Consider the following 12,568-nt stretch of genomic DNA (forward strand, 5'->3'; position numbering starts at 1 on the left):
CGCAGGGCGCCTCGCAAGGTCGACGGTTCAGGTCCTATCAAGATGGGCATCTCGACACCGGTCTTATATTATATTCGAGAAGGTAGTATAGTGAGGATCACGGTGGTGGTGCCTTGCATTGGCGGAGGCGGGCAGCGTCCACTGGGAGAGCCGCAAAGCCCGCTTGCTGATGCTAACTATACTAGATTTGTTAAAACGATATAGAGGGTGGCGTGATTAAGCAGATTGACCTCATGTTTCGCACCATGGTCGCGGAACTCCAGCAACGGGCATTCGATGATGATTGGGCGGAAGACTTCCCCCCATCGGGTAGATTCGTGCCAGTAGCAGTTGATGGCCGGCGTTACTGGTATTTCGACCAGCCCGACGGGGAGGGTGGGCAGAAGCGCCGGTATGTCGGGCCTGCCGACGACCCCCTGATTTCGGAACGGGTCGAAACCTTCAAGGGTGAGAAGTCTGACTATAAGGCTCGCCGCAAGTACGTTTCTACGCTTACGCGCGAAGCCGGTTTGATTGCCGCTGATCGCTTTACCGGCGACATCGTACAGGCGCTTGCCAAGGCCGGTCTCTTCCGGCTGCGCGGTGTTCTCATCGGCACTGTCGCTTTTCAATGCTACTCGGCATATCTTGGCATCCGTCTGCCTTCGGCGGCGATCCTAACAGGTGATGCAGACTTGGCCCAGGATTTCGCGATCTCCGCCGAGGTGGCAGATTCGCTGCCGCCGATCCTCGATCTCCTGAAAGGGCTTGATCCAACGTTCCGCGCAGTTCCGCATATCAGCGGCAGCTCTCGATCTCATGCCTTCCGGAACCAGAGCGGTTACAGGGTCGAGTTCATGACGACAAACAGGGGAGCCGAAGAATATTCGGAAAAACCCGCCAACATGCCTGCTCTCGGCGGCGCGTCAGCCGAACCGCTAAGATTCATGGATTTCTTAATCCGCGATCCCGTTCGTTCGATCTTGCTACATGGTGCCGGTATTTCAGTTGTTATCCCTGATCCTTGCAGGTACGCGGTGCACAAGCTTATCATTGCCGGCCGCCGTCAGAATGACGCCGGCGGCCAGGCCAAACGGGATAAAGACCTTAGACAGGCAGGAATACTATTCGACGTCCTGCCGGTCACGGGCCATGGGCCATCACTGGCTGACGCTCTGGAAGAGGCATGGGATCGCGGACCTGCTTGGAAGCTGGCCATCTCGGAAGCAGCCGAAACCATGCACAAGGAATATGGGGACGCTATCAATCGATTGGTTGGCATTCTCAAGAGATAAAGGTTAGGCCTCCTCAAAAGGAACGCCGATGACAATACTCATTCGCATCAGGTTGTGCGGGCCCATAAACAGCTGTGACCTTATAGGGAGCGATGGTTCACATCCGTTCAAGAGCACGATGCCGGCAACGCGAATCTCATGAGCCACTCGCGGCACGCGCGCAATGACCGCTGGGCTCTAAATCACGTGTAGTTGGAGTAGAGAGCATTTGCACGCGAGAGGTGACGTTGCATCGCAGCTCCTGCTGCCTCGGCATCATTGTTGCGGATAGCATTCAGAATGAGCTTGTGCTCTTCAATCGTTACTTGTTCGGCGCCTTTAACAACCACCATATCCTGCTTGAATCGGGTCAGCCAGACAAGCATGCCCGACACCGCGGCAGCTATAAGAGAATTGCCGCTGATGCCGGCGAGGATCTCGTGGAAGCGCATGTCGGCTGCCACGAAAACGGCAGAATCACCCTGCCGCGCTTGCATCTCCTTTATGCACTCATCAAGGAATCGGATGTCGTTGGCTGTCGCGCTGGTTGCGGCCATTCGCGCAAGTCCCACCTCGATCATGATTCGCGCTGACTTGAGATCTTCAAGACCTTTTGGGTTGTCGGCCAGGAGCATGATCATGGCGGCAGAGATCTGATCGATGATCGCCTCGGGCGTTGGCTTGACGACACGGGCACGCTCACCATGCGAAATGCGGATCAACCCCATCTGCTGTAGCGTGAGCATCGCCTCGCGGATGGAGGGCCGTCCCACGCCGATCATCGCCATCAACTCTCGCTCAGAGGGGAGCTGTGATCCTGGCGGGAACTCCTTCGAGGCTATCGTCTCGATGAGGCGATCCAGTACGGACTGATACAGTTTCTTTTTCTGAATGGGTTCCATTACGGCTCCGGGCGGCGGATCAGCGGCATGATCGGGTCATCATCACCCGTGACCCAGAAGGTATGTGATTATCAAATTTCCGGGCTGCGCGTCGACGCCTTATCTCAGCTTGCCATCTACGCCACCGCCGGCTCTGACCCAGCTGAAAAAATCGACTGTACCCATCTGCCCGCCTTTGAGAGCGAGCTGCAATCCGTCGATTTGCGGATCCTCGGAGCGGGCCACGCTGATGGAGGCGCCGGGCACGGTCGGCGCGAGTGCTTGAAGCGCCGTCACTCCCAGTTCCCGTGCTGCATGGCCAGACGTATCGCCGCCCGAGATCACTGCTCTTCGCAAGCCGCTCCGGGTCACGACCCTGTGGAGGATCCGGCCGAGAGCCTTGCCAATGTTGCGATTTGCGCCGGCTGCAGCCGTGGCGTTGTCAGCGAGCCAGGTGCGGAACCGGTCTACGGCCGGATCATCCGGTCCTCGCGCTGTTGCAAGCAGCACATCCTGCCCACGCGAAAGCGCTTCCAGCATCTCGGTTACAACCGTCTCTTCCGCAGCGGATGCATTGTCGCTCGCAAGATGACGTGGATCGCCTTCGATCAAGCGAAATCCGCTTGCGGCTGCATTGGCGATCTGCTGCGCCGTCACTGGCGACACGGAAGCTGAAACGACCGCAATCGGACCCAAGTCTCCGGCCGACGGCCGCGGAGCAACCGGGGGTATCATGCCTGCAGCGCGCCAATGTGCAATAAGCGCATACTCGATCCCTTGCGAGCCAAAGCACATCATATCAGTGTTGCGTCGCTGCCAAAGGATGCGCCCGATTTCGCGTTGATCGGCTTCAGAAACGCTGTCCAAAGCAATGCCGGCCCCTCCCTCACGTTCGGCGGCGGCAAGAACCGCATCTGCCTGTCCCTGGTGCAGTTGATCTAGCCTTAGCGTTTCGATCGGCAGCCGGGTCTGCCGGGCAAGGTGTTGTACAACATCAGCCTCGTCCATTGGCGTCACTGGGTGGCGCGCCATGACAGGGTGGCGATCCAGCCGAAACACGCCATCAGGGGCCGCGGCAAAGAGAGAGCCGAAGGCCTGATAGCGTTTTAGGGGGATTGCCGCAGGGTAAACTGGCATCAGCCTTGTCCCCAATGTGGCGACGGCAATCTCCATGGCAGCGCCGATTGAGCCGATGTCCGGTGCTGAATCGAGGGTCGAGCAGATCTTGTAGTGCAGAAGCGGCGCGCCTGTCTTGCGCAAAGCAGCAAACATGCGGGGGAGCTCTGCCTGCATCCATTGGGGGTTTTCAGAGCGGGCAGTGCCAGCGATGCCGATCCCACGCATCTGTCCAAAGCGGGCGAGCTGCTCGGGGGTAGGCGGATCGAGAAAAAGGATGGAAGGCAAGCCGGCAAAACTCAGGACTTCCATCACCGCAGCGGCGCCCGTATAATCATCACCATACCAGGCAATCAGCGGACCCGGCGGGAATTGCTCGACCTGCGTCATTTCTGGAATGCCTTCAAGGCAGCGGCCAATTCGGGATGGCCAAGGGCGTAGTCACCGGCCGGGATGCCCGCCATCGCAGCGTCCCAGGCCTGCCGTAGTCCTGCGACCCCTGCGGCAGGGCCGCCTGGATGAGCCATGATGCCTCCGCCTGCTGCATGGATCAGGTCGGCGCTGCCAAGAGCTTGATACGTGTCTTGTGCCTGGTGGACCGTCTGGCCGGAGGAAAATACCGGCATTGCCATACATGGTTTGCTGTCGAACATCGGCGTCAGGCATTCACGCGCTGATGCAATGACGCTTTCATCGGGTTCGGCAAACTTGTTGCTGAGGCCATTGCAATGCATGTGGTCAACACCCGCCAGCCTCCAAAATTTCTGCCAGGCGATATAAGACCAACCCAGCATCGGCGCGCGGCTGAGATAGCCCCAACCGTTACGATGGCCGTGGATCGGCAACTGGCTGTGACGCGTCAACCCCAGTAGCCCCGATAGGCCCACCGAATTCAGGCTTACCATGACGCAGGTTCCACCCTCGGCGAGAACGAGATCGTGCCGGCGCCGCATCTGATCAACCTCGCCAGTCACATTGAAGGCGAACATCGCCTTGCGGCCGGTTCCTTGCGAATGGGATCGGATGACCTGCATTACCGCTTTGACCCGCTCATCAAAGGGGCAGTACCATCCGTCCGCCTGTAATTCGTCGTCCTTGATGAAGTCGATCCCCGCTTCCAAGAGCTCCGCCACGGCCGCCGCGGTTTCGGCAGCTGACAGCCCCACGCTTGGCTTGATGATCGTGCCGATCAGCGGCCCTGCATCCACGCCGGCTAAGCTGCGCGTGCCGGAAATGCCAAATTTGGGCCCGTCATAGGCGGCGGCGAAAGCCTCCGGTAACCGGATGTCGAGGATCCGCAGGCCTGAGAATTGTTTTAGTTCGAAGAGATTACCGGAGACGGTGGCCATTAGGCCGATAAGATCAGTGCCGATGTTGTCGAGGGGCCAAGACAGGGTGACGCGGGCGCGACGGCATGCCGAGCCAGGCGCTGCAATTGATCCCGGAAGGCTGGGTGACGCGACTTCTTCCAGGAGCTCCAACGCCTCGACGCGCGCTGCCGAGCGTGCCTTCAGTTCCACCGTTTCCCCAGGAATGGGGGCGAAGGTGCCTGAAGATTGTTCGCCTGCCATCACGTCTGCTGCCTTCTCGGTATCCCCGGGGGTCTCGATCAGGTAGTCGGCTTCGATGCGCTCGAGCATCATGTCCTCCAATTGTCGGGTCCGTTAACTTATTATACCAGTCATTCATGCCCATCAAGCGGGTCGCCTGTAGAAAGGCTGGAGAAGCCACACTTAGCGGTGTCCAACCAATCTGTAGCGGGGGCCGCCTAAGGTGTTGACGAGGAACTGATATGATGAGTATATGAGGTGGAGCGGCCGGGGAGGGTGCCAGTGCAGACGAGGGCGACAGCGGGATCCGACATGGATGAGGGTGGAAAAGCAGTGGCTGACGCCGTGGGCTCTGTCGTCCTCAGATGTGGGAAGCTGCAAGCCGCCGCTGTCGCCGGCGAACTACGCTGCCTTACTTTTGATGGCGCCGAAATCCTGCGTGGCTTGAATGCGCCCCTGCGTGATGAAAACTGGGGTGTGGTTGAAATCGAGACGGTGCTGGAGGAGGCGATCGGTCATTCTTATCGACGCCGGTTCAGGGGCAAGGACGCACCCGTGGAGGGGAGTTTCAGCGTCGAAATGACCGACGAACGCGAGCTGCGGGCACATTTCTCATTGAAGGCGCATGAGGCGGTCTTGCTTAACCGCGCTGGTTTTACGCTTCTGCATCCGATCGAGGGAGTGGCGGGAAGCTGCCTCACCCTTCGTCATCCGGGCGGTGGATCAACTCAGGCCGCTTTCCCACTCAAAATCGCCCCGGCTCAGCCTGCGATGAACATCGCCGGAATGGAGCACGCCATCGGCTCTCTGTCCGTGGATATCCGGTTCGAAGGCGACGTGTTCGAAATGGAGGATCAGCGCAATTGGTCAGACGCATCCTTCAAGACCTATTGCCGGCCACTGGCGCTGCCGCGTCCATTCGTGCTTGAGCGCGGCCAATCTGTCGACCAATCCATCGTCATCCGCATTTCCGGCGAGGTTGCCAAGGTGGAAGCCTTTCCGCGCGCCGAGGCTGAGCGCGTTCGGCTGCCGCAAGTGCTATTGGCGCATGATGCAGGATCGCTACCGGTCACCAAGGCTGCGCCGCTTCTGTTGCGGGTCTTCCCCGAGACCACGGAAGATGATTTCGCCGGTATAGAAGGCATGCCAGTCGGCGGCGTCGAAGTGGTTTTTGATGCGGTTTCCGACCTGCAGGCGACCGTCTTGCGCCTAGTGGAACACTATCCCAAACTTGATCGGCTGACGGCACTGCCGCGGCCCTACCTGAAGAGCTATCAACCCGAGGGGCCATGGCCTGAGGGGCCGAGACCAACCGACGCTTTGCCCGTCCTGCGCAGGCTCCTGCCAGGGATTGCCTTGGGCGGTGGGAGCCTTACCCATTTCACGGAAGCCAATCGCTGCCCGCCTGCCAGTGATGCGGACTTCATCACCTTCGGCAATAGCGCCATTGTTCACGCAGCTGATAGTCGCTCCATCACCCAGACCCTGGGGGCCTTGCCCGACATTTTCGCCTCGGCGGCAGCGCTCTTGCCGGCCAAGCCGCTTCATCTGGGGCTCTTCTCCATCGGCATGCGTTCCAATCCTTATGGCGATGGACTAGCGGCCAATCCCCAAGGCCGGTACATGACGATGACCAATGAGGATCCGCGGCAGAAGACAGACTATGCGGCGGCCTATGCGGCTGCAGTCCTCGCGCTCGCCGCGAAGGCAGGTTGTGCAAGCATTGCGCTGGCAATGACTTCGGGGCCGCTCGCAGCGGCCGGGCCGCTTGCCAGCTTCTTACAATTCGCTCAGCAAACCGCGGCGGCCACGGCGGATGTCATCGTCGAGCCCGACAAATGGAGCGTCATGACCAGGCGGGGCGGGTATAGTGTCACTGCTGATGCAAAAGGCGATCTCAGTCTCATCTACCATTTTGTTGAAGACGCTACTGCGGACGAGAGTCAATGACGCGCCGCGGTGTTCTCATCGGCTGTGGGTTCTTCGCACGCAACCATATGTTGGCCTGGCGCGACCTTCCGGACGTCACGATTGTCGCTGTGTGTGATCTGGATCCCGCCAAGGCTGCGGCATTCTCAGAGGAGTTTGGTGCCAGGGCATATGGCGACGCGGCTCAGATGCTCAAGGAGGTCCGCCCCGACTTTGCCGATATCGCCACGACGGTGAGCTCTCATCGGAGCCTGGTTGAGCTGGCGGCCGGCCATGGCTGCGCCGTTATCTGCCAGAAGCCGTTCGCAGAAAACCTGATCGATGCGGATGCCATGGTCGACGCATGCAAACATGCAGGCGTGGAGTTGCTCATCCATGAGAATTTCCGCTGGCAGGCACCAATCCGTCGCATCGGGGAGCTCATCGACAGTGGTGCCATCGGCCAGCCGCAGTTCCTGCGGCTGAATTTCCGCCATGCCTTTGATATTTATGCCAACCAGCCGTATCTGGCGCAGGTCGAGGATCTGGCGCTGTCGGATGTCGGGCTGCATCTCTTCGACGTTGCACGTCGACTATTTGGTGAGGTGATCCGCATCAGCTGCGAGACCCAGCGCCTCAATCCAAATGTCACGGGCCAGGACGCCTTCCTGGCACAGATGCGGCATGCAAACGGGGCTGTTGCCAGTGTTGAATGCAGCTTCTTCAGCCATTATGCACCCGACAGGTTCGTACAGACACTTGCGCTGGTCGAGGGCGACGAAGGCTCCATCGAGCTTGGCGATGGCTACCGCTTGTGGGTGCATCGCCAGGGCGAATGCCTGGAGGAGGTGGTGGAGCCGCCGGTCCCATCTTGGGGTGCGCGGCCCTGGAACCTCGTACAGGACTCCGTCATCGCGTTTCAACAACATGTCCTTGACGTGCTGGCCGGACGCGCGAAGCCACAACCTTCCGGCGCCGACAATCTGGAAACTCTGAGGCTCACTTTCGCGGCCGTGCAGTCCGCCAGAAACGGTGGGCGGCAAGTGAAGCTCGCTGCCAGCGGGGAGGAACCGCCGTCAGCCTGATCAGCCATGCGGATGGAGCAAAGGGCCACCCTCCGCAGGGGCCATCTCGGCCCAATCCACAGTATCTATTGGAGGAGAATACATGAAACATCTCAGACAGATCACCTTCGGTCTTGCTCTTGCGGCCTCGACCGCCGGTTTCGGCTCTACAGCCAGTGCGGCCAATATCTGCTTTGCGTTCCAGGATCTGGAAACGGAGTTCTGGGTGGCAAGTCACAAGGCCATCGTTGAGACCCTCACTGAGATGGGCCACAGCGTCATCGAGCGCAATGCAAACGAAGATGTCAACCGACAGCTGGAGCAGGTACGTGACTGTGTTGCTCAAGGCGTCGACGGCATCATCCTCATTCCGCAGGACGGTGAGAGTGCTGTGACCATCGTCAAGGAGGCGACGTCGAATGACGTGCCCATCGTCGTATTCAATCGGCCGCCAGCCAACAATGACAATGGCGTAATCGTTGTCGCCGACAATGCTGCCATTGCCGAAACGGCTGCAGGCTTTGTGCTGGAGCAGGCAATTGCCGCAGCGCCGGCGGATGCAAAGCTTCATGCAGTGGTGATCGTCGGTGACCTGGGCGATACCAACGCCATCCAGCGCAAGAAGGGCTTCGAGGCAGCAGTTGCCAAATTCCCGGGCCGGTTCGATGTGACGGAAGTCGCCTCCGACTGGGACGCGGCGACTGCCCTTGCCAATCTGGAGGCCACGGTCACGGCCAAGCCGAAGATTGACGCGATGTTCACCTCGTCTGATTTCCTTTTCCCCACCATCCGCTCGGTACTGGAGCCGCGTGGCATGTGGAAGAAGAGTGGCGAAGCGGGCCATATCCCGCTTGCCGGTCTGGATGGTGATGCGACGGCCTGCAAACTCATCAAGGAAGGCTATGTCGACGCGACGGGGGTCCAGGATCTGTATTTCGAGGCCGAGGCTTCCGTGAATGCCATTGTTAAGGCAATCGAGGCCGGCGAGACAGATCCGAACGAAGTGATCGCCGACCCGGGCTTTGCCTTGACGTCTGCCAATCTCGCTGAACGCGAGATGGATATGTGGGGCTGCAAGCTACTTGCAGAAGGCTTCCTCGACAATTGATCTGCTGACAAACGACATGGGACCCAGCTGGCTATGCCCGGCCGGGTCCAATGGCGAAAAGGTATACTATGTCTTCATCACCGGTGCCGAGAAGAGAACTGAAGGACAAGGCGGTTGATCTGCTGCTCTCCGACCAGTTCGTTCTTTATCTTTCCATCTTCTACGTGTTGCTCTTGGCGCCATTTTTGCCAATGCTGGTCACACCGGCCAATTTGGTGAATGTCCTGTCCAATATGTGGCCACTGCTCATCGTTGCGATCGGCCAGACGTTCGTGCTTGCGATCGGAGGCATTGATCTGAGCCAAGGGGCGGCCATTGCGTTGACGTCGGTCCTTGGAGCCCTGCTGATCACGGGTGCTGCAGATCCGGCAACCTTTGCCAACACGCCCATCTGGGGGTGGCTGCTAACGGATGCCGGTGGGCCGCTCGCAGGAGTAGACCATGGCGTGGTTCTGGCCATCGCCGCCATGCTCGTCGCTGCCGTGGTCATCGGCCTTATTAATGGAATGGCGGTTGCCATGTTTGCGATGCCGGCGTTCATCGTGACGCTGGTGGCGATGATGATCTTCTCGGCCTTTGCACTCTGGCTCACGCAATCGGGCAATGTGGCAAACCTGCCTGACGAATTCATTCGTCTCGGTCGTGGCGATATCGTCTCGGTCTATTTCGGTGCCAAGGAAGAGGCCAAGATAGCCCGACGCGCCATCTATTCTCTTGTCACCTATCCCATGGTCATCGCCCTGTGCGTCGCACTGGCGGCGCACGTACTCCTTAATCGGACGGTGTTTGGCAGCCAGGTGCTGGCCATCGGGATGAACCGCAAGGCTGCCGAAATTTCCGGTGTGCGCGTCAGGCGCATCATCATTGCTGTGTTCGTAATCTCGGCGGTTTGCGCGATGATCGGCGGGCTGTTGTTTGCCGCCCGCCTTGAAGCCGGGCGACCGACGCTAGGTGGCGGCACCTTCCTTCTGGATGTCATTGGCGCTGCCGTGATTGGCGGAACAAGCCTGTTCGGTGGCAAGGCAAAGGTCATCTGGACCTTCTTTGGCGTCATGTTCTACGTCATCATGGCAAGTTCGCTCTCGGCGATGAACCTTTCGGCCTTCCAGATCGACATGGTCAAAGGCGGTATCATCCTATGTGCGGCCTTGCTCGATGTTTTGCGCACACGGCTGAAGCGGGAGCGGGTACGATGACGGACCTTCTGTCTCTCCAAGGCCTGTCAAAATCCTGGTTCGGGATCCCGGCCAACCGCGATGTCAGCTTTAGTGTCCGCGAAGGCTCAGTGCTCGGCATCATCGGCCAGAACGGCGCGGGCAAATCGACGCTGATGAACATGATCGGGGGTGTCGTAAAACCGACCTCAGGTCATATGATGTGGCGCGGTCTGCCCTATGAACCGGCAGGAGCCGCTGACGCAACGCGCATCGGCATTGCCTTCATTCACCAGGAGCTCAACCTCTTCACCAATCTTTCGGTGGCGGAAAACCTCTACATTGATGGCTTTCCGAGGCGTATGGGCCTCATTGACTGGAAGCGGATCAACGAGCGAAGTCGGCAAGTCCTCTCTCGCCTCTCTTTGGATTTCGACCCTTCTGTCGAAGTTGGCCGACTGTCACCGGGCGAGCGACAACTGGTGGAGATCGCCCGGGCGCTTCACAACGAGGCGAGCCTCCTGATCTTTGATGAACCCACGACGTCGCTGACGCCGCGTGAAAGCGAGAGGCTGTTTGCGACGATCGAGGCTCTGAAAGGCCAAGGCTGCACGATCATCTACATCTCGCACATATTGTCGGATGTACAGCGGCTTTGTGATGACATCGTCGTGTTGCGCGACGGCGAAGTCGTCTCAAGGGGAACGATTGCCGACTTTCCGATCCCGCTGATGATCCGGAGTATGATTGGTCGCGACATGGGCGGGATGTTCCCGCCGCGCAGCAATCAGCCGCAAGGGGCAACAGTGTTGGAGGCGCGTGGACTCACTCAGCCAGGCGTAATCGAGGATGTCGACCTTGCCGTGCATGAAGGGGAAATCGTCGGTCTCTTTGGACTGATGGGTGCTGGTCGATCAGAGCTGGCGCGGATTCTCTTTGGTCTCGACAAATGCGCAAAAGGCACAATCAGCCTCAAGGGGCGACCGCTGGAGGGGCCGGTTCGAGCCCGCATCGAGGCCGGAATGGCGTTTGTGACCGAGAATCGGCGTGAAGAAGGGCTCATGATGGATTCAAGCGTTGCCGATAACTTGACTCTTGCCTCACTGGCCGCTTTTGGCCGAGGACCTTTTGCACTGATCGACCGCGATCGCGTTGCGGAGCGAACTGAACGAATGCGCGAAGAGCTCAACATCAAGGCCAACGACATCCACAGCCAGCCCGCCAAGGCTCTTTCCGGTGGCAATCAGCAAAAGGTCGTGATCGGCAAGTGGCAACTGCGCGATCCCGATCTATTCATCCTCGATGAGCCCACACGGGGTGTTGATGTTGGCGCCAAATACGAAATCTACAGCCTGATCGATGAGATCGCCGCTCGCGGGGGCGGCATAATGATGATTTCCTCGGAGCTTGAGGAATTGATGGGAATGGCCGATCGGATTGTCGTGATGAACCGCGGAGAAATCAAAGGACAGGTTCTGCGCCAGGATTTCGATCGCGAGCGCATCCTCGCACTGGCATTTGGGGAGATCGCAGAATGAAGCGGATCATGAAAGAACTGGTCGGCTTCACGCTCAGCCATTCGACGGCGGTTTTCTTTGTGTTGATCCTTTTGTGGTTTGGAGTTCAGGCCCCACAATTCCTGCAGCCTGAGAGCCTGGCCAACATCATCAAGCAATCATCCTTCATCGGCATCGCGGCACTTGGCATGACGGTCGTATTGATCACGGGAGGCATCGATCTTTCGGTCGGGTCTGTGATGTTCCTCGCACCGCTGATCGCCGGCATGGCGATGCGATCCTTCGGGCTGCCGGTTGAGGCTGGTTTCGTCGTGGCCATGGTCGTCGGCGCGGGGCTTGGCGGTCTCAATGCCTTCTTCATTGTCGTGCTTCGAGTCGTACCCTTCATCGTCACCCTTGCGAGCCTCTTTGTCTTTCGAGGATTCGGGACCTGGCTCACCAGTTCGACCCAGTTCGATTTTCCTGAGCGCATGCGGACGTTCGGATTGTCGGACTTGTTGGGGATCCCCACGCCTATCCTCGTCTTCGTCGTCACCGCTGTGATCATTCACATCGTGTTGCGTCACACTGGCGCCGGCCGTCAGATTTACGCCTTTGGCAATGATCGAGAAGCGGCGCGCAAGGCTGGTTTGGCGGTCGGGCGGATTGAAGCCAGGGCCTACATGATTTCCGCGGTTTGCGCTGCGATCTCAGGCTTTGTGATGATCTCGCAGATCGGCCGCCTCGATGTGGGGTTTGGGCAGGGCCGTGAGTTCGATGTCATTGCAGCAGCGGTTTTGGGTGGAGCGAGCCTTTTCGGGGGTGTCGGCACTGCGCTCGGTGCTGTTGCTGGGGCAACGCTGATCCAGACCGCCAAACTCGGCCTCGTCTTCACCGGGGTCAACCTTTACATGCAGCCGATTATACTGGGAACGGTGATTTTCGCAGCCATGGTCGCCGACGGAATACGGGGCCGGCGGCTGCGCGACAAACTCGCGCGGACAATTCGCCCCCTTAGATCGTCATGAGGTGAACCTG

At 59.1% G+C, this 12,568-nt stretch carries 10 protein-coding genes; 7 read left to right on the forward strand and 3 right to left on the reverse strand.

The genetic code is table 11. The features are described 5' to 3' along the window. Nucleotides 1-215: 215 nt before the first annotated feature. The gene (locus tag FN060_RS13880) at nucleotides 216-1,274 is read left to right on the forward strand and encodes a nucleotidyltransferase family protein (protein WP_235864290.1); all 1,059 of its coding nucleotides are present in this window, start codon (nucleotides 216-218) and stop codon (nucleotides 1,272-1,274) included. Nucleotides 1,275-1,456: 182 nt separating this feature from the next. Here FN060_RS13880 and nanR read toward each other — a convergent pair whose 3' ends face one another. The 3 genes from nanR to FN060_RS13895 all read right to left on the reverse strand — a co-directional run bounded on the left by nanR (nucleotide 1,457) and on the right by FN060_RS13895 (nucleotide 4,890). Continuing rightward, complete coding sequence (gene nanR, locus FN060_RS13885; protein WP_125271664.1) at nucleotides 1,457-2,155, reverse strand: transcriptional regulator NanR; 699 nt, start codon at nucleotides 2,153-2,155, stop codon at nucleotides 1,457-1,459. 99 nt (nucleotides 2,156-2,254) lie between these two features. After that, on the reverse strand, nucleotides 2,255-3,640 hold the full coding sequence (locus FN060_RS13890; RefSeq protein ID WP_077548961.1) for a four-carbon acid sugar kinase family protein: 1,386 nt from the start codon (nucleotides 3,638-3,640) through the stop codon (nucleotides 2,255-2,257). Next, nucleotides 3,637-4,890, reverse strand: a complete 1,254-nt coding sequence (locus tag FN060_RS13895) for a ribulose-bisphosphate carboxylase large subunit family protein (protein WP_077549023.1) — start codon at nucleotides 4,888-4,890, stop codon at nucleotides 3,637-3,639. Before FN060_RS13895 ends, FN060_RS13890 begins: the two co-directional genes overlap by 4 nt. A 243-nt stretch (nucleotides 4,891-5,133) precedes the next feature. Between FN060_RS13895 and FN060_RS13900 the strand changes: the two genes are divergently transcribed. The 6 genes from FN060_RS13900 (at nucleotide 5,134) to FN060_RS13925 (ending at nucleotide 12,558) form a co-directional block, all read left to right on the forward strand. Beyond that, a complete protein-coding gene (locus FN060_RS13900; protein WP_077548960.1) occupies nucleotides 5,134-6,750 on the forward strand; it encodes a D-apionate lactonase family protein in 1,617 nt (538 codons plus the stop codon). Further along, nucleotides 6,747-7,793 carry a Gfo/Idh/MocA family protein gene (locus FN060_RS13905; RefSeq protein WP_077548959.1) on the forward strand — a complete coding sequence of 349 codons (1,047 nt, stop codon included), beginning with the start codon at nucleotides 6,747-6,749 and terminating at the stop codon, nucleotides 7,791-7,793. The genes FN060_RS13900 and FN060_RS13905 overlap by 4 nt, the downstream gene beginning before the upstream one ends. Nucleotides 7,794-7,875: 82 nt before the next feature. Continuing rightward, nucleotides 7,876-8,880: a sugar ABC transporter substrate-binding protein gene (locus tag FN060_RS13910; RefSeq protein ID WP_077548958.1), complete on the forward strand. Its 1,005-nt coding sequence runs from the start codon at nucleotides 7,876-7,878 to the stop codon at nucleotides 8,878-8,880. 68 nt (nucleotides 8,881-8,948) lie between these two features. Next, nucleotides 8,949-10,076: an ABC transporter permease gene (locus tag FN060_RS13915; protein WP_172977875.1), complete on the forward strand. Its 1,128-nt coding sequence runs from the start codon at nucleotides 8,949-8,951 to the stop codon at nucleotides 10,074-10,076. Continuing rightward, nucleotides 10,073-11,572 (forward strand): sugar ABC transporter ATP-binding protein, encoded by a 1,500-nt coding sequence (locus tag FN060_RS13920; protein ID WP_142588636.1) that lies wholly within the window; start codon nucleotides 10,073-10,075, stop codon nucleotides 11,570-11,572. Before FN060_RS13915 ends, FN060_RS13920 begins: the two co-directional genes overlap by 4 nt. Next, nucleotides 11,569-12,558, forward strand: coding sequence for an ABC transporter permease (locus FN060_RS13925; protein ID WP_077548955.1), 990 nt, complete (start codon nucleotides 11,569-11,571; stop codon nucleotides 12,556-12,558). Before FN060_RS13920 ends, FN060_RS13925 begins: the two co-directional genes overlap by 4 nt. Nucleotides 12,559-12,568 lie beyond the last annotated feature (10 nt).

Origin of the sequence: Pseudorhizobium halotolerans (assembly GCF_902153235.2) — a bacterium.
In the GTDB taxonomy this organism is placed as follows: Bacteria; Pseudomonadota; Alphaproteobacteria; order Rhizobiales; family Rhizobiaceae; genus Neorhizobium; species Neorhizobium flavum.